The following is a 16,509-nucleotide window of genomic DNA, read 5'->3' as shown; positions in this document are numbered from 1 at the left end:
GACTGGTCGACGCGGCTCACGCCGCGCCTCCTGGCCGTTAGATGTCGAGGAAGCGGACGTCCTTGGCGTTCTGCTGGATGAACTGGCGACGTGCGTCGACGTCTTCACCCATCAGCGTCGAGAAGGTGCTGTCGACCGCAGCCGCGTCCTCCAGCGTGACCTGCAGGAGCGTGCGGGTGTCCGGGTTCATCGTGGTGTCCCAGAGCTCCTTGTAGTCCATCTCGCCGAGGCCCTTGTAGCGCTGGATCCCGTTGTCCTTCGGGATGCGCTTGCCGGCTGCGAGGCCGGCCTGCATCAGGGCGTCGCGCTCCCGGTCGCTGAACACGTACTCGTGCGCCGAGTTCGACCACTTCAGGCGGTACAGCGGCGGCTGCGCGAGGTACACGTAGCCGTGCTCGATGAGCGGACGCATGTAGCGGAACAGCAGCGTCAGCAGCAGCGTGGTGATGTGCTGGCCGTCGACGTCGGCATCGGCCATCAGCACGATCTTGTGGTACCGGGCCTTGTCCGGGTCGAAGTCCTCACCGATGCCGGCACCGAACGCCGTGATCATCGACTGGATCTCCTGGTTGGCGAGGGCGCGGTCGAGCCGGGCCTTCTCGACGTTCAGGATCTTGCCGCGCAGGGGCAGGATCGCCTGGGTCATCGGGTTGCGGCCCTGCACGGCGGAACCGCCGGCGGAGTCGCCCTCGACCATGAAGATCTCCGACACGGTCGGGTCCTTCGACTGGCAGTCCTTGAGCTTGCCGGGCATGCCGCCAGACTCGAGCAGCCCCTTGCGGCGGGTGGTCTCGCGCGCCTTGCGGGCAGCGAGCCGCGCCTGCGACGCCTGGATCGCCTTGCGGACGACGTCGCGTGCCTGCGTCGGGTTGCTCTCGAACCAGTGGGTCAGCTCGGTGCCGACGACGCGCTGCACGAACGACTTCGCCTCGGTGTTGCCGAGCTTGGTCTTCGTCTGCCCCTCGAACTGCGGCTCGCCGAGCTTCACGGAGATGACGGCCGTCAGCCCTTCGCGGATGTCGTCACCCGTGAGGTTGTCGTCCTTCTCCTTGATGATCTTCGTGTCGCGCGCGTAGCGGTTGACGAGGGTCGTCAGCGCGGCGCGGAAGCCCTCTTCGTGGGTGCCGCCCTCGTGCGTGTTGATCGTGTTCGCGAAGGTGTGGACGCTCTCCTGGTACGAGGTGTTCCACTGCATCGCGACCTCGAGCGCGATCTTGCGCTCCGGGTCCTCGGACTCGAAGCCGATGACGTCCGGGTGGACGAGGTCGGCCTTCTTCTGCGCGTTGATGTACTCGACGTAGTCGGCGAGACCACGCTCGTACATGAAGGTGTCGTTGCGGGCCTCTTCCCCTTCTTCCGGGGCGCGCTCGTCGCGGAGGTTGATCCGCAGGCCCTTGTTCAGGAAGGCCATCTGCTGGAACCGGGTGCGCAGGGTCTCGTAGTCGAAGACGACGGACTCGAAGATCTCGGCGTTCGGCCAGAACGTGATCGTCGTGCCGGTCTCGTCGGTCTCTTCGTCCTTGGAGACGGGCGCGACGGGGACACCGTCGGTGTAGCTCTGGCGCCAGACGTGGCCCTGGCGACGGACCTCGACGTCGAGCTCGGAGCTCAGCGCGTTCACGACCGACGAACCGACGCCGTGCAGACCGCCCGAGACGGCGTAGCCGCCACCACCGAACTTGCCGCCGGCGTGCAGGACGGTGAGGACGACCTGCAGGGTCGAGACCCCCTCGGCCGCGTGGACGTCGACCGGGATGCCACGGCCGTTGTCGACGACGCGGACGCCACCGTCTTCACGGATGCTCACGTCGATGGTGTCGCAGTACCCAGCGAGGGCTTCGTCGACGGAGTTGTCGACGATCTCCTGGACCAGGTGGTGCAGACCGCGGGGGCCGGTCGAACCGATGTACATACCGGGGCGCTTGCGGACGGCCTCGAGCCCCTCGAGCACCTGAATCTGGTCTGCGCCGTAGGACGGTTCGCTCTGCGGGGTCTCCGCGCCGAGCGGGTTCTGCCGGTCGTCTTCAGATTCTGCTGCCATGTCGAGCGTGCTCCTGCCTGCGCGCGGAACGCCCGCGCACTGCACCTCCCAGTCTACCGCAGAGCCCCCTCTTTCGAGGGCTCATCTGCCCCGCAGACGGGCTTTTCTGGCACTCCAGGATGATTTCGTCGCCTCAACCGTAGGTGTCGCGAGGACCGCGCCCCTGGACCGTCCTGGGGCCGCGTTTCCACGTGGGGGCGTCCGGGCCGGAAACCCTGATCGACTCGACCCCGGCTTCTGGGTGCCGTTCCGCGATGGTCGTCGTGACCGTCGCACGCATCAGTCGGAGCTGGGTCGCCCAGGCCGTCGAGTCGCACCGGATGACGAGTGCGCCGTCCTCGATGGTCACCGGTCGGGAGTGCTTCGCCAGCTCCTCGCCGACGACGCTCGGCCAGTCCACGAAGAGCTCGGAGCGGGCGAGGGGTTCGGTCCAACCGAGTTCCTGGGCGAGCGAACCGACGATGTCCGCGAGGCCCTTCGGCTCGCGGCCGCGCCCGTACGGCACGGTGTCGGCGTCGAACTCGCGGGCACGGCGGCGGCGGGCATCGGTGCCGCGCTTGGACGGGTCGCCGAACACCGCGCGCAGGTGGCGGTAGACCTGCGAGGGTTCGGTGGGCTTGCGGGGCTTCGGCATCAGGCTTCGGCTTCGGTCGGGTCCGTCTTGCTGTCCGCGACGGTCGCGTCCGCCGCGTCGATCGCGTCGGTCCCGTCCGTCGCGTCCGTCGCCGGACTGGAGGCCCGGGTCGCGTCCGCCTCGTCGGTCACGATCGTGCCCGCCTCGATCCGCACGGTGTGCGCCGCCAGCTTCCCGGGCACGTCACCGAAGACCGCGGCCGTGATGAGCACCTGCTCGTAGTCGGCGACGGCGTTCGCCAACCGTTCCCGCCGCGATTCGTCGAGTTCGGCGAAGACGTCGTCGAGGATGATGATCGGGTCGCCCAGGTTCGACTCGGCGCGCAGGATCGAGGCGCTCGCGAGCTGGATGGCCAGCGCGAAGGACCAGGATTCGCCGTGACTCGCGTACCCGCGGGCCGGTAATCCGTTGAGCTGGAACAGAACGTCGTCCCGGTGCGGCCCCACAAGGGTGAGCCCGCGGTCGAGTTCGTCACGGCGACGACGCTCGAGGGCGGCCGCGAACGCTTCGGCAGCCGACGCGACCGTGACGGGCTCGTCCGGGGTCCCGAGCACGGGGTCGGTCGCCGCCGCGGACTCGGGGTCGCCACCGCGGATGGACAGGACGCCGGTGATCGAGGCGTCGTGGTGTTCACCGGCGACGGTCGCGTAGGCCTCGGCCACGAAGGGTGCGAGCCGCCGGGTCAGGTGGTCACGGGCCCCGACGATCTCGGCGCCGAGTCCGACGAGCCGGTCGTCCCAGACGTCGAGCGTCGACAGGGCGTTCGCCTTCGCGCCGGTGGCACGGGCCGACTTCAGCAGGGTGTTCCGCTGGCGGAGCGTGCGGTCGTAGTCGGCGAGCACGCCCTGCATCCGCGGTGCGATCTGGCCGAGCAGCTCGTCGAGCATCCGGCGTCGCCCGGCCGGCTCGCCCCGCACGAGGGCGAGGTCCTCCGGGGCGAAGAGCACGCTCGTGCAGTAGCGCGGCAGCTCCCGCGGCTTGATCGCCGACCGGTTCACCTGCGCACGGTTGGCACCGGTGCGGTTGATCTGCACCTCGGCGAGGATGCTGCGGTCCTCGTGCGCGAGACGAGCCCGGACGATCGCGGCGTCGCATCCTTGACGGACGAGCGCTGCGTCGGTGGGGACGCGGTGCGAGCCGAGGGTGGAAAGGTAGCCGATCGCCTCGACCAGGTTGGTCTTGCCCTGTCCGTTGCGCCCGACGAACAGGTTCGGCCCGCGTGCGAGGTCGACGTCCGCCTCCCGGTAGTTCCGGAAGTCGGTCAGTTGGAGATGGTCGACGTGCACGCGGGCCGAGTCCGGGTTCCCCCGGGAAGTCCTAGGACTTCTTGACGGCGTGACCGCCGAACTGGTTGCGGAGCGCCGCGACGGCCTTCATCGTCGGCGAGGCGCTGCCCTGGCGCGAGACGAAGCGCGCGAAGATCGACGCCGAGAGCGCCGGCATCGGCACGGCGAGCTCGATGCCCTCTTCGAGCGTCCAGCGGCCCTCACCCGAGTCCTCGACGTAGCCCTCGAGCTCGTCGAGCTTCGGGTCCTCGTTCAGCGCGAGCACCATCAGGTCGAGCAGCCAGGAACGGACGACCGTTCCGCGCTGCCAGCCGGCGAACACGGCGGGGACGTCGGTGATCAGGTCCTTGGCCTCGAGGAGCTCGTAGCCCTCGCCGTACGCCTGCATGATCGCGTACTCGATGCCGTTGTGGACCATCTTCGCGTAGTGGCCGGCGCCGATCGGGCCGGCGTGCGAGAAGCCCTCTTCACGGGGACCCTCGGGGCGCAGCGCGTCGAACACGGGCATCGCGAACTCGACGTCCGCGGCGTCACCGCCGACCATGAGGCCGTAGCCGTTGTCCTTGCCCCAGACGCCACCGGAGACGCCGACGTCCATGTAGCGGATGCCGCGCGCAGCGAGCTGCTCGGCGTGCGTGGTGTCGTCCAGCCACTTCGAGTTGCCACCGTCGATGACCAGGTCGCCCTCGCCGAGGACGCCGGCCAGGTCGGTGATCACGTCGTCGGTGATCTTGCCGTGCGGGACCATGACCCACACGAGACGCTTGCCCTCCGGGAGGGCAGCGGCGAGGGCGCCGAGGTCGGCGACGTCCGAGACGGCGGGGTTGGCGTCGTACCCGGTGACCTCGATCCCTGCGTTGCGGAGACGGGCACGCATGTTGTTGCCCATGCGACCAAGGCCGACAAGACCGATGTGCATGATTTCCTCTTCTGTTCGTCGTCGCGCTGATGCTGCCGGTGGTGTGCGCCAGCGCAGGTTGCCTGTTGCGCCTATCGCAGCAGCAGGTTCGGCTGCAGCAGGTACCGGTATCCATCGGTCGCTGCGGCCTCTTGCGAAGTCTGGCCGGTGATCAGCACCGGGCCCGGCTTGTTGGGGTTCTCCGTCTTGGTGAAGGAGATGCGGACGAACTCGGAGTGCACCGCGTTCAGCCCGTCCAGGAGGAAGGCGGGCTTCAACGAGACCACCGTTTCCTCGCCGGTCAACAACGCACTGATCGACTCTGACGCCTGCGCTTGTTCGGATCCGATCGCCTCGAGCGTGAGCCCGTCGACCGTGAAGGAGAACCGGAGCGCCGCTTCGCGCTCCAGGACGAGAGAGACCCGTCGGACCGCCTCGACGAGCTCCGCGGTGTTGATCACCGCGTGGTCGTTGACGGTCTCGGGGAAGAGCCGGCGGACCGGCGGGTAGTTGCCCTTGATGAGCAACGACGTCACGGTCTTGTCGTCGGCGTGGAACGCGATGAGCTCGCGGTCGGAGTTGCCGCTGATCGACACCGACACCGTGGACGCCGAACCGAACGTGCGGCCGACCTCCTGCAGGGTGCGGGCCGGGACCAGTGCGTGCAGGGGGTCCGAGCCGACTCGGCCGGAGTCCCACGCGATGGTGCGGACGGCGACGCGGTAGCGGTCCGTCGCGATGAGGGAGAGGTCGTTGTCGCCGACCTCGAGCTGCACGCCCGTGATGACGGGGGTGACGTCGTCGCGGCTGGCGGCGACGGCGACCTGGGACACCGCTTCGGAGAACGCGTCGCCGGGGATCACACCGGTCTGCGGCCCGATCTCCGGCAGCGTCGGGTACTCCTCGACCGGCATGGACAGCAGCGTGAAGTGCGCGGACCCGCAGGAGACGGAGATCTTGGCGTCCTCGGTGGTGAACGACACGGGGGCGTTCGGCAGCCGGCTCGCGATGTCGTTCAGCAGCCGACCGGAGACCAGGACCGTGCCCGGCTCGTCGATCTGGGCCGAGATGGACGTCTGCGCCGACACCTCGTAGTCGAACGACGAGAGCGTCAGACGATCTCCGTCGGCGTGGATCAGGACGCCCGACAGGATCGGGAGGGTCGTGCGCTGCGGGAGGAGCTTCACTGCGAAGGAGACGGCTTCGGAGAAGACGTCCCGGTTGACCTCGAACTTCACAGCTGGAACCCCTGTCGATCGGCTTGGACTGTCCGGCCGCCCCATTCTGGCACAGGCGGACGGGAGCCGGATTTCTTGTCATCCCGCCGTCCACAAGGTTGTCCCGCGGAGATTGATCGTTAACCAGGAGTAATGGTGTTAACGCCTGTGCACACTGTGGATAACCCTGTGCATCCCGCTCCGCAGTAGGGAACTACACGCTTGTGACTTGTGAGCGGTGTGTGAGCGTTAACGGGATGAATGAATCTCATCTATCCACTTCCATCCCCAGTCTCCACAGGTGACCCCCCACCTGTGTACAACCGGGCGGCGTGTCCTCCACAGTTATCCACAGGCTATCCACACTGTGAGAACTCCGGCCCATGGAACCGTCTCAGATGGTGGATGGGGCCGGGAACGGGCCGATCTCAGCGGTAGCGGCGGTCCTGCTTGATGCGGCTGGTGAGCTCGGTGACCTGGTTGTAGATCGACCGACGCTCCTTCATCAGCTCGGTGATCTTCTTGTTCGCGTACATCACCGTGGTGTGGTCCCGGTTGCCGAACAGCTGCCCGATCTTGGGCAGGGACAGGCTCGTGAGCTCACGGCACAGGTACATCGCGATCTGGCGTGCCGTGGCGATCGCCTGGGAGCGGGACGACCCGTACAGGTCGTCGACGGAGAGCTTGAAGTACTCCGCGGTGTGGTTGATGATGTCCGTCGGCGCGACGACGTTGTCCTCGTCGAGGGTGATCAGGTCCTTGAGGACCGTCTGAACCAGGGCCATGTCCACCGCCGTCCGGTTCAAGCTGGCGAACGCGGTGACCCGGATCAGGGTGCCCTCGAGCTCGCGGATGTTGCTCGACACCTTCGATGCCATGAACTCGAGGATGTCGTCGGGCACCTGCAGGTGGTCGGACTGTGCCTTCTTGCGGAGGATCGCGATGCGCGTCTCGAGCTCGGGCGCCTGCACGTCGGTGATCAGGCCCCACTCGAAGCGCGATCGCATCCGGTCCTCGAACCCGGTCAGGTGCTTCGGCGCGACGTCGGACGTGATGACGACCTGCTTGTTGTGGTCGTGCAGCGTGTTGAACGTGTGGAAGAAGGCCTCCTGCGTGGAGTCCTTCCCCTGCAGGAACTGGATGTCGTCGATCAGCAGGATGTCGATGTCGCGGTACCGCTGCTGGAACTGGTTCGAGCGGTTGTTCGCGATCGAGTTGATGAAGTCGTTGGTGAACTCCTCGCTCGACACGTACCGGACGCGGATCCCCGGGTAGAGGCTCTCGGCGTAGTGCCCGATGGCGTGGAGCAGGTGGGTCTTGCCCAGCCCGGAGTCCCCGTAGATGAAGAGCGGGTTGTAGGCCTTGGCCGGTGCTTCGGCCACGGCGACCGCTGCCGCGTGCGCGAACCGGTTCGACGAGCCGATGACGAAGTTGTCGAAGTTGTACTTCGGGTTGAGTCGCGACTCGGGCCGACCGCTGGTGCCGGGAGAGTCGATCTGGCTCGGGACGAACGGCGCCTCGATGTACTGGCGCGGAGCGGCACTCTGCTCGACGGCTTCCTGCACGGGCTCGGCGTACTCGGGGACGTTCGGGTCCACCCGCGGCTCCGACGCCATGTCGGGGTTGACCGTGATCGCGAAGTTCGCGACCGAGTCGTCACCGATGCGACCGACCGCCTCCGTGATCGGGATCCTGATGCGCTGTTCGAGCATGCCCCGGGTCAGGTCGTTCGGGACCTCGAGGTACAGGGTGCCGGCGAGCACGCCCTTCGGCTCGACCAGGTTCAGGAACCCGTGGAGCTGCGGCGTGATGCGGGGGTCCTCGGCGAGGAGTCCGAGTACGGATGACCAGAGGTCCTCGACGGGGTCGGCCGGCATCGTCATGTCGCGCTCGTCTCCAGGGGTCGTGTCGTGCGTTCACTGCCGAACGAGGGTGCGTCCTGCGGGGTCGGACATGCCGTGGCGTCCTCGGCGACCGCACTCGGGACCAGGTCGTCGCCGGCGGATCGTCGGTGGCTCCGGGGGCTTCGTCGACGCCTCGTTGCCGCGGAGGTTCCCACAGGGTTGTCCACAGTGTTGTCCACGACCACCTCGAGCCGTCCGACAGGAGTACTTCCCTGTCGTACCGGCCATCGGGGCGATCGATCACACCACTGTAAAGGACCGGACCGAGTCCCACCGAACGGAAGTTGTCCCCAATGTGGAGAATGGGCTCGAGCGACGGCAGACCCGACGGCGCCGACGCAACCGGTCCGGGCGGGGTTTGACCTGCTCGCCGCTGTCACGTACCGTTAACCAGTTGACTGCGGCCCTTTGGTCGCGCCCATCTGCGTCGTTCGACACCCGGACGGCTACACATACGTGACGGCTCGCCGCGAGCAGCCGTGTGGAGAACATCATGAGCAAGCGCACCTTCCAGCCGAACAACCGCCGCCGCGCCAAGAAGCACGGCTTCCGCCTCCGCATGCGGACGCGTGCTGGCCGCGCCATCCTGTCGGCGCGCCGCGCCAAGGGCCGCACCGAGCTCTCGGCCTGATCAGGCTCATCGCCTGATCCGGTCCTCGGTCTGACCCCGGCGTCGCAGTGTTGGCCAGCGCCAACCGCATCGTGCGCGGAGATGACTACCGGAACGTCGTGCGTCGTGGTCGCAAGAGCGCCACGGCGCACGTCGTCGTGTCCGTGGTCCGTCAGCCGGCAGACCGCAACGGACCGACGCGGTTCGGCTTCATCGTCGCGAAGACGGTGGGGAACGCCGTGACCCGGAACCTGATCAGGCGGCGGCTGAAGGCGATCGCGCACGACCTGCTCGCCGAGACCCCCCAGGGCTTCGACGTGGTGGTCCGTGTACTGCCAGCCGCATCGCAGGCCGGATGGCCTACCCTGCTCGAAGACGTCACGCGCTCCTTCGCGCGCGGGGTGGAGAAGGCAGCATGAACCGCACTCTGTGGACCCGGCTTGCCTGGGTCATCGCGTTGCTCCCACGCAACGCGTGCGTCGTCGTGCTCCGGGCCTACCGTGCGGTGATCTCCCCGCTGTACGGCAACGTCTGCCGCTACCACCCGTCGTGCTCCCGGTACGCCCTCGACGCGATCCAGCAGTACGGCGTCGTCCGCGGATCCGCCATGGGCGCCTGGCGCATCGCCCGTTGCAACCCCTGGGCTGCTGGTGGCATCGACGACGTCAAGGAACGTCGTCACCCGTTCCTCGTCAACCGGTTCGGGTTCGTCCTCGCGCCGATCCCGCAGCAGCCGCACCCCGCGGTCGGAACGGCCCGGCCGGTCCTGCTCCCCCAGCGCACTCGAAAGGCGTAGCCGTCCCCATGGACATCATCGGATTCGTCCTCTGGCCGCTCAAATGGGTGGTCTCGGCCATCCTCGTCGGCTTCCACTGGATCTTCGAGAGCATCGGCATGGACCCGAACGAGGGCATCACGTGGGTGCTCTCGATCATCTTCCTGACGTTCGTGGTGCGCGCAGCGCTGATCCCGATCTTCGTCCGGCAGATCAAGTCGCAGCGCCGCATGCTCGAGGTCGCGCCGCAGCTCAAGAAGATCCAGGACAAGTACAAGGGCAAGAAGGACCAGTTCTCGCGTGAGGCCATGAGCCGCGAGACGATGGCGCTCTACAAGGAGACCGGGACCAACCCGCTCAGCTCCTGCCTGCCGCTGCTGCTGCAGATGCCGATCTTCTTCTCGCTGTACTCGGTGCTGCACGAGGCCCAGATCAACAAGACGGGCATCGGCCTGCTGACCAACGACCTCGCGGCGTCGTTCGGCAACGCGGCCCTGTTCGGCGCTCCGCTCCACGAGACCTTCACGAACGCCTCCGGGTGGGAGGTCCGTGCGATCGCGGGCTTCATGATCGTCGTGATGACAGCGTCGCAGTTCATCACGCAGCTGCAGCTCGTCGCCAAGAACATGTCGCCGGAGACCAAGGAGTCTCCGATGTACCGCCAGCAGAAGATGATGCTGTACATCCTCCCGCTGGTCTTCGTGATCTCCGGCCTGAGCTTCCCCCTCGGCGTCATGTTCTACTGGCTCGCTTCGAACCTCTGGACGATGGCGCAGCAGTACTTCGTCATCCGCAGCATGCCTACTCCCGGCTCCGAAGCCGCTCTGGCTCGTGAAGCCCGTCTGGCCAAGAAGGCACAGCGTCGCGGAACGGCCACCCCGGTCCTCGCCGAGGCTGGTGCCGGCGCCGGTGCGACGGAGATCGAGCCCGTGCGCGTCACCACCCAGCGTCAGCAGCCGGTCGGCAAGCAGCGCCAGAAGAAGAACGGGAAGAAGTAAGTGACCGAGCAGGACACCGCAGGCGCCGTCGAGGCGACGGAGACCGAGACCGAGGACGCCCGCGACGAAGCGGACATCGCAGCGGACTACATCGAGGAGCTCCTCGACATCTGCGACCTCGACGGCGACATCGAGATCGAGGAACGCGCCGGTCGTGTGTACCTGTCGGTCACCGATGACGGCGAGGCACTCCGCGTGCTGTCGAAGCCCGACACCGTGACGGCGCTGCAGGAGCTCACGCGGATCGCCGTGCAGGCGGAGACCGGAGAGTTCAGCCGGCTCATCCTCGACGTCGGTGGCTCGCGGGACGCCCGTGCTGACGAGCTGCAGCGGCTGGTTGACACCGCTGTCGAGCGCATCGAAGCCGGTTCGTCGTCGGCTGCGCTCCCCCCGATGTCGTCGTACGAGCGCAAGCTCGTGCACGACCTGGTCGCTGAGAAGGGCTTCCACTCGGAGTCCGAGGGTGAGGGTCGGGACCGCCACACGGTCGTCACGCGATGACGGACGCACCCGTCCCGACCGATGCAGCGCCCGTGCTCGAAGTTGAGCCCGCGGCGGCTGCAGCACTCTTCGGTGACCAGATCGAGGTTGCGCGCTCGTTCACCAACGAGCTCGCGCGGCGGGGTGAGGAGCTGGGCCTGATCGGCCCGCTCGAGCTGCCTCGCTTATGGACGCGACACATCCTCAATTCTGCGTTGCTCGCACCCCTCCTGGAGGCCCGGGGTCGCGTTGCCGACGTCGGTTCGGGTGCAGGGTTGCCGGGTCTCGTGCTCGCGATCGCCCGTCCGGACGTCGAGTTCGTCCTCATCGAGCCGATGGAGCGCCGGACGGATTGGCTCCGGGCTGAGTCTGACCGGCTCGGTTTGCAGAACGTCACGGTGCTCCGTGGCCGTGCCGAGGACGTAGCGGACGACGTCGTGGTCGACCAGGTCACTGCACGCGCCGTCAGCGCCCTGTCGAAGCTCATCCCCCTCACCGTGCCGCTGGTCCGCTCCGGCGGCCAGCTCATCCTGATGAAGGGTGCGCGTGTCGACGAAGAGATCGAGAAGGCCCGCAAGGTCATCCTTCGGAAGCGCCTCTCTGATGTCGAGGTGCTCGAGCTCGGAGAAGGTGTTGTCGACGAGACCACCCGCGTCTTCCGGGCTACAGTTGACTGACGCTGCGGCTCGGGCCGGGTCATCCGGCCGCCAGTGGCTCCGCGTTCCACGTGAAACATCGAACCGGGGAAGAGGCACTCGTTGAGTTCATCGACCGACTACGACGCGTCGACACCGCTCGCTCGCGAGATCGCCGACCTGAACCGTCGCCGGCGCGCGATCGCCACGCAGCAGTTTCCGCTCCCTTCCGAGACACGGATCATCACCGTCTCCAACCAGAAGGGTGGCGTCGGCAAGACGACGACGACCGTCAACCTGGCAGCGGGTCTCGCCCATGGCGGCGCCCGTGTGCTCGTCATCGACCTGGACCCGCAGGGCAACGCCTCGACCGCGCTGGGTGTCGATCACCAGGCCGAGGTCGCGAGCATCTACGACGTGATCGTCGACGAGGCACCGATGGCCGACACCGTGCAGGCCTCCCCCGAGTCGGACACGCTCTGGTGTGTGCCGGCCACCATTCACCTCGCCGGCGCCGAGATCGAGCTCGTGTCACTGGTGGCACGTGAGCAGCGTCTCCGGACGGCGCTCGACATGTACCTGCAGTCGCTGGACGAGCCGTACCACTACGTCTTCATCGACTGCCCGCCGTCGCTGGGCCTGTTGACGATCAACGCCTTCGTTGCCGCACAAGAGGTACTCATCCCGATCCAGTGCGAGTACTACGCGCTCGAAGGGCTGAGCCAGCTGCTGCGGAACATCGAGTTGATCGAGCGACACCTCAACCCGAACCTCCGAGTCTCGACAATCCTGCTGACGATGTACGACGGCCGCACGAACCTGGCGAACCAGGTGGCGAACGACGTCCGGGAGCATTTCGGTGACCAGGTCCTCAAGGCGATGATCCCCCGCTCCGTCCGCGTGAGCGAAGCACCGAGCTACGGGCAGAGCGTCGTCGCGTACGACGTGAACTCCACCGGGTCGCTGTCCTACCTGGAAGCGGCCGCCGAGATCGCAGCACGAGGAGCGAAGCACTGATGGCACCGAAGCGAACTGGACTCGGCCGAGGCATCGGCGCCCTGATCCCGACGGCGACCGATCAGCAGGACCGTCCCGTCGACGTGTTCTTCCCGACCGGTGGCTCGCCGGCATCCGCTCCGACCGCGGACGAGCTGGTGGCCGTGCCGGGAGCTCGACTCGCCAACCTCAATCCGCTCGACGTGATCCCGAACGCGCAGCAGCCGCGGAAGGAGTTCCGCGAGGAGGAGCTCCAGGAGCTCGTGCACTCGATCCGCGAGATCGGCGTGCTGCAGCCCATCGTCGTCCGGCCCATCCCCGGCGCGACGGGTACCGAGCCCCAATACGAGCTCATCATGGGTGAGCGCCGTCTGCGGGCCACGAAGGAACTCGGCCTGAGCACGATCCCCGCGATCGTGAAGGACACCCCCGACGACGCGATGCTGCGCGACGCGCTGCTGGAGAACCTCCACCGGGCGCAGCTCAACCCCTTGGAAGAGGCATCGGCGTACCAGCAGCTCCTCGCGGACTTCGGGATCACCCAGGAACAGCTCGGACAGCGCATCGGTCGATCGCGCCCGCAGATCACGAACACGATCCGACTCCTGCGGCTCCCCTCCCCCGTGCAGCGGCGAGTGGCCGCAGGCGTGCTCTCTGCCGGACATGCTCGCGCCATCCTCGCCGCTCCGGACGCCGAGGCGATGGAGTACCTGGCCGAGAAGATCGTCAACGAGGACCTGTCCGTCCGTGCTGCCGAGGCGATCGCGCAGCAACTCTCCGTGAAGACGCCGCCGGCGAAGCCGAAGACCGAGCCGTCCAAGCGCCAGGCACACTTCAACGATCTCGCTGAACGGCTCGGTGATCGCCTCAACACGCGGGTGAAGATCGCAGTCGGTGTTCGCAAGAGTTCCGTCACGATCGACTTCGCGAACGGCGACGACCTCAACCGGATCCTCGGTGAGCTCGGGGTTGAGGGCCTCGAGGGCTGAACCAGGCCGTATGCGGCGCTGTGCGGCGCTGTGAGCCCCTGCGACGGTCGGGCTGGGGTCGGCGCACCTGCGACTCAACCCGGCAGCTCTGGTGGAAACACAGCGTGCTCGACGCGGCTGCTCGAGTAGTGAGGGTGGTTGGCCTCAGGTGAGATGGTGGCGACGTGACCACCATCGGCTCGCCCTTCGTGCCAGCGATCCGCGGGACGTTCTTCCGAGCGGTCGACCCGAGGTTCCGTGAGTTCGCTCTCGAGGGATCGCGTTCCGCCAGCCGCGACTGCAGAGCGGACGATCCGACGCGCTACCTCGGATTGCCAGTTGAGGGGGTCGAAGCTTCGATGCTTGCGAACAAGGGCGTGCGGCAGCGAAACGTGGAGATTGACGTCAAGGCCTCTCCGATCGTCTGTTCACGCGGTTCGGGCGCCTCGGGGCCCGCCGAACGCGCCGGGTGCCAACACCGGCGCTGAGTGAAGATCCTCATGGCGAGATGTTCCACGTGGAACACCTCGCCTCGCGAAGCAGGGAAGTCACTCAATGCCGTCGTTCCACGTGGAACATTTGGGCCCGTTCGAGGGGCAGGTGCAGAGCACGTGCCGGTGTTCCACGTGGAACATCGGCTGCATGGTCAGGCGCGGTGGTCCCGGATGGCCTGCTCGGCGAGCTCGGCGTAGGTCCAGCCGAGGTCGAACCCGGACGCGGACAGCGCCTGCGGCAGCAGTGACGTCTCGGTGAGCCCGGGGAGCACGTTCGCCTCAAGGAACCAGGGTGTGCCGGCCCCGTCGATGATCAGGTCGACGCGGGACAGATGCCGGAGTCCCAGAGCTACGTGCGCGGCCACCGCAGCCTCCGCGGCTGCTCCGGCGAACTCATCGGACAGTCGTGCGGGGGTGTAGAAGGTCGTCTCCCCCGCGTTGTAGCGCGCTTCGAAGCCGTAGATACCGTTGCGCGGCACGATCTCCACGGCGGAGAGCGCCACGGGGCCGTCGCCGGTGTCGATGATCCCCACGGCGACCTCCGTGCCACGGATGAGCTGCTCGACCACGACGTCGTCGCAGTACGTGTACGCCGTCACCATGGCCCGGGGCAGGTCCTTGACGTCGTCGACGAGGGTCACGCCCTGCGCACTCCCGCCGCGCGCCGGCTTCACCGCGAGCGGCACCGGGTGCTCGGTTGCGATGGCCTCGAGGACACCGACGGCACCGAGCTCACGGAAGACGTCGTGGGAGAGCGTCACCGAACGAGGGGTACGGACGCCGGCGCGGGCGACCAGTGCTGACGCCGTGGGCTTGTCCCATGCCAACCGAGCCGACGTCGAACGTGAGCCGACGAACGGGATGTCCACAGCCTCCAGGATGCCCCGCAGGGCCCCGTCCTCTCCGGAGGCGCCGTGCAGCGCCGGCCACACGACCTCCGGGCGTGATTCGGTGAGAGCCGGCAGGAGCATCGCGTCGGCGTCGCGCAAGTCCACCTGCCAGCCGTAGCCGGTCAGTGAGTCGGCGACCCGACGACCGGAGCGGAGGGAGACATCGCGCTCGTGCGAGATGCCTCCGGCGACGACGACGACGTGACGACGGGTGAGCTCGGCCATGCGGGGTCCTCCGGTGTGGAACTGCGGTGCTGTGCGATCAGCACTGAGGAAAAGCGCTGATCAGGAGATGTTCGGCGGCGGTGCGCTGACGGACGACGTCTCGCGGACCACGGTGTTCGGGCGGGTCGTCGGGCCGAACGTCTCGATGAGTTCGAGTTCGTCGTTGACGACGTTGGCCAGACGCTTGACGCCCACCCGGATCTGCTCCGGAGTGGGGTAGCAGAACGACAGACGGATGTGTCCGCCGCCGCGTCCGTCCGCGTAGAAGGCCGTACCGGGCGTGTAGGCCACGAGCTCCTTGACCGCGCGCGGCAACATCCCCTTGGAGTCGAGCGACTCGGGCAGGGTCAGCCACACGAAGAAGCCACCGTTCGGCTTCGTCCAGGACAGGTCGGGCAGGAACTCCCCCAGTGCGGACAGCATGGCGTCACGGCGCTCGGCGTAGATGCCCCGGAAGGTGTCGACCTGACCCTTCCAGTCCGCGGCGTCGAGGTACGCGTTCACGACGTACTGGCCGAAGGAGTTCGGCGCGAGCACGGCCGATTCGTTGGCGAGCACGAGCTTCTCGCGGATGGCGTGCGGTGCGAGCGCCCAGCCGACGCGGAAGCCCGGTGCGAGGGTCTTCGAGAAGGAGCCGAGGTACACCACGCCCTCTTCGTCGATCGATCGGATCGCCTGCGGCGCCGGCTCGTCGAACCAGAGGAGCCCGTACGGGTTGTCCTCGAGCACGAGGATGTTGTTCGACCGGCAGATGTCGAGCACCTCGATGCGGCGCTCGCGGCTCATCGTGACGCCGGCCGGGTTGTGGAAGTTCGGGATCGTGTAGAGGAACTTGATCCGCTTGCCCTGGGTGCGGAGGTTCGCGATGGCTTCGCGCAGCGCCTCGGGGACGAGACCGAACTCGTCCGTCGTGACGTGCACCGTCTCGGCTTGGTACGACCGGAAGACCCCGATCGCGCCGACGTACGACGGTGACTCGGCGAGCACGACGTCACCCGGGTCGATGAAGAGCCGTGTGACGAGGTCGAGGGCGTGCTGCGAGCCCGTGGTGACCACGACGTCCTCGGCGCTGGCACGGATGCCCTCGAGGCTCATGACGTCCACGATGTGCTCGCGGAGGGACCGCAGGCCCTGTCCGCCGCCGTACTGGAGCGCCATGGCGGAGTGCTCGTTCATGACACGGTCCAGGGAGCCCGTGACGAGCTCTCTGGGGAGCGCGGAGACGAACGGCATGCCGCCGGCCAGCGAGACCACTTCGGGGCGCGAGGCGACGGCGAACAGGGCTCGGACCTCGGAGGCGCTCAGCCCGGCGGTGCGCTGGGCGTAGGAGTCGTACCAGGGGTCGAGGCTGTTGCCGTTCGTCATCGAGTGCTCCGTTCAGTGGGACATTCCCGCCACACTACGACATCGGCCCGGGGAACCAGGGTTCCGCGACGAGGCCGATCGTCATCCGGTGGC

Annotated in this window: 17 protein-coding genes; 9 read left to right on the top strand and 8 right to left on the bottom strand. The window is 67.4% G+C overall.

The window, feature by feature from the left end; all coding sequences use genetic code 11:
• Positions 1-37: 37 nt before the first annotated feature.
• The 6 genes from gyrB to dnaA form a co-directional block, all read right to left on the bottom strand.
• A complete protein-coding gene (gene gyrB / locus DEJ21_RS00920) occupies positions 38-2,041 on the bottom strand; it encodes a DNA topoisomerase (ATP-hydrolyzing) subunit B (RefSeq protein ID WP_111022498.1) in 2,004 nt (667 codons plus the stop codon).
• 133 nt (positions 2,042-2,174) lie between these two features.
• Positions 2,175-2,675 (bottom strand): DUF721 domain-containing protein, encoded by a 501-nt coding sequence (locus tag DEJ21_RS00915; protein WP_027466919.1) that lies wholly within the window; start codon positions 2,673-2,675, stop codon positions 2,175-2,177.
• Positions 2,675-3,961, bottom strand: a complete 1,287-nt coding sequence (gene recF / locus DEJ21_RS00910; protein WP_111223421.1) for a DNA replication/repair protein RecF — start codon at positions 3,959-3,961, stop codon at positions 2,675-2,677. Before recF ends, DEJ21_RS00915 begins: the two co-directional genes overlap by 1 nt.
• A 31-nt stretch (positions 3,962-3,992) precedes the next feature.
• Entirely contained in the window at positions 3,993-4,880 is an 888-nt protein-coding gene (gnd, locus tag DEJ21_RS00905) for a phosphogluconate dehydrogenase (NAD(+)-dependent, decarboxylating) (protein ID WP_071404132.1), read from the bottom strand.
• A gap of 71 nt (positions 4,881-4,951) precedes the next feature.
• Positions 4,952-6,097 carry a DNA polymerase III subunit beta gene (dnaN, locus tag DEJ21_RS00900; protein ID WP_027466916.1) on the bottom strand — a complete coding sequence of 382 codons (1,146 nt, stop codon included), beginning with the start codon at positions 6,095-6,097 and terminating at the stop codon, positions 4,952-4,954.
• A gap of 407 nt (positions 6,098-6,504) precedes the next feature.
• On the bottom strand, positions 6,505-7,959 hold the full coding sequence (gene dnaA / locus DEJ21_RS00895; RefSeq protein WP_071404155.1) for a chromosomal replication initiator protein DnaA: 1,455 nt from the start codon (positions 7,957-7,959) through the stop codon (positions 6,505-6,507).
• A gap of 514 nt (positions 7,960-8,473) precedes the next feature.
• On the opposite strand from dnaA, the gene rpmH reads away from it, so the two are divergent.
• The 9 genes from rpmH (at position 8,474) to DEJ21_RS17900 (ending at position 13,930) form a co-directional block, all read left to right on the top strand.
• A complete protein-coding gene (gene rpmH, locus DEJ21_RS00890) occupies positions 8,474-8,611 on the top strand; it encodes a 50S ribosomal protein L34 (RefSeq protein ID WP_022889115.1) in 138 nt (45 codons plus the stop codon).
• Positions 8,612-8,658: 47 nt separating this feature from the next.
• A complete protein-coding gene (gene rnpA, locus DEJ21_RS00885) occupies positions 8,659-9,009 on the top strand; it encodes a ribonuclease P protein component (RefSeq protein WP_111028837.1) in 351 nt (116 codons plus the stop codon).
• Positions 9,006-9,386: a membrane protein insertion efficiency factor YidD gene (yidD, locus tag DEJ21_RS00880; protein WP_111223420.1), complete on the top strand. Its 381-nt coding sequence runs from the start codon at positions 9,006-9,008 to the stop codon at positions 9,384-9,386. Before rnpA ends, yidD begins: the two co-directional genes overlap by 4 nt.
• A gap of 8 nt (positions 9,387-9,394) precedes the next feature.
• Positions 9,395-10,363 carry a membrane protein insertase YidC gene (gene yidC / locus DEJ21_RS00875; RefSeq protein ID WP_111223419.1) on the top strand — a complete coding sequence of 323 codons (969 nt, stop codon included), beginning with the start codon at positions 9,395-9,397 and terminating at the stop codon, positions 10,361-10,363.
• On the top strand, positions 10,364-10,864 hold the full coding sequence (locus DEJ21_RS00870; protein ID WP_111223418.1) for a R3H domain-containing nucleic acid-binding protein: 501 nt from the start codon (positions 10,364-10,366) through the stop codon (positions 10,862-10,864).
• Entirely contained in the window at positions 10,861-11,520 is a 660-nt protein-coding gene (gene rsmG / locus DEJ21_RS00865; protein WP_111223417.1) for a 16S rRNA (guanine(527)-N(7))-methyltransferase RsmG, read from the top strand. The genes DEJ21_RS00870 and rsmG overlap by 4 nt, the downstream gene beginning before the upstream one ends.
• Before the next feature lie 81 nt (positions 11,521-11,601).
• Positions 11,602-12,495 carry a ParA family protein gene (locus DEJ21_RS00860; RefSeq protein WP_269149421.1) on the top strand — a complete coding sequence of 298 codons (894 nt, stop codon included), beginning with the start codon at positions 11,602-11,604 and terminating at the stop codon, positions 12,493-12,495.
• Positions 12,495-13,463, top strand: a complete 969-nt coding sequence (locus tag DEJ21_RS00855) for a ParB/RepB/Spo0J family partition protein (RefSeq protein ID WP_111223416.1) — start codon at positions 12,495-12,497, stop codon at positions 13,461-13,463. Before DEJ21_RS00860 ends, DEJ21_RS00855 begins: the two co-directional genes overlap by 1 nt.
• A gap of 164 nt (positions 13,464-13,627) precedes the next feature.
• Positions 13,628-13,930, top strand: a complete 303-nt coding sequence (locus DEJ21_RS17900; protein WP_146247670.1) for a hypothetical protein — start codon at positions 13,628-13,630, stop codon at positions 13,928-13,930.
• A 158-nt stretch (positions 13,931-14,088) separates the two neighbouring features.
• Here the strand turns inward: DEJ21_RS17900 and DEJ21_RS00850 are convergent, their stop codons facing one another.
• Positions 14,089-15,051, bottom strand: a complete 963-nt coding sequence (locus DEJ21_RS00850; protein ID WP_111223415.1) for a D-alanine--D-alanine ligase — start codon at positions 15,049-15,051, stop codon at positions 14,089-14,091.
• Positions 15,052-15,111: 60 nt separating this feature from the next.
• Entirely contained in the window at positions 15,112-16,416 is a 1,305-nt protein-coding gene (locus DEJ21_RS00845) for a PLP-dependent aminotransferase family protein (RefSeq protein WP_111109534.1), read from the bottom strand.
• Between the last annotated feature and the right edge of the window lie 93 nt (positions 16,417-16,509).

This window comes from Curtobacterium sp. MCSS17_006 (assembly GCF_003234215.1).
Classification (GTDB): domain Bacteria; phylum Actinomycetota; class Actinomycetes; order Actinomycetales; family Microbacteriaceae; genus Curtobacterium; species Curtobacterium flaccumfaciens.
This window is presented reverse-complemented; position numbering and strand designations above follow the sequence as displayed.

Bases quoted from the DNA above. Each gene is read 5' to 3' on its own strand.
- gyrB (WP_111022498.1), bottom strand. From the start codon at position 2,041: ATGGCAGCAGAATCTGAAGACGACCGGCAGAACCCGCTCGGCGCGGAG.
- DEJ21_RS00915 (WP_027466919.1), bottom strand. From the start codon at position 2,675: ATGCCGAAGCCCCGCAAGCCCACCGAACCCTCGCAGGTCTACCGCCAC.
- gnd (WP_071404132.1), bottom strand. From the start codon at position 4,880: ATGCACATCGGTCTTGTCGGCCTTGGTCGCATGGGCAACAACATGCGT.
- dnaA (WP_071404155.1), bottom strand. From the start codon at position 7,959: ATGACGATGCCGGCCGACCCCGTCGAGGACCTCTGGTCATCCGTACTC.
- rpmH (WP_022889115.1), top strand. From the start codon at position 8,474: ATGAGCAAGCGCACCTTCCAGCCGAACAACCGCCGCCGCGCCAAGAAG.
- yidD (WP_111223420.1), top strand. From the start codon at position 9,006: ATGAACCGCACTCTGTGGACCCGGCTTGCCTGGGTCATCGCGTTGCTC.
- yidC (WP_111223419.1), top strand. From the start codon at position 9,395: ATGGACATCATCGGATTCGTCCTCTGGCCGCTCAAATGGGTGGTCTCG.
- rsmG (WP_111223417.1), top strand. From the start codon at position 10,861: ATGACGGACGCACCCGTCCCGACCGATGCAGCGCCCGTGCTCGAAGTT.
- DEJ21_RS00855 (WP_111223416.1), top strand. From the start codon at position 12,495: ATGGCACCGAAGCGAACTGGACTCGGCCGAGGCATCGGCGCCCTGATC.
- DEJ21_RS00850 (WP_111223415.1), bottom strand. From the start codon at position 15,051: ATGGCCGAGCTCACCCGTCGTCACGTCGTCGTCGTCGCCGGAGGCATC.
- DEJ21_RS00845 (WP_111109534.1), bottom strand. From the start codon at position 16,416: ATGACGAACGGCAACAGCCTCGACCCCTGGTACGACTCCTACGCCCAG.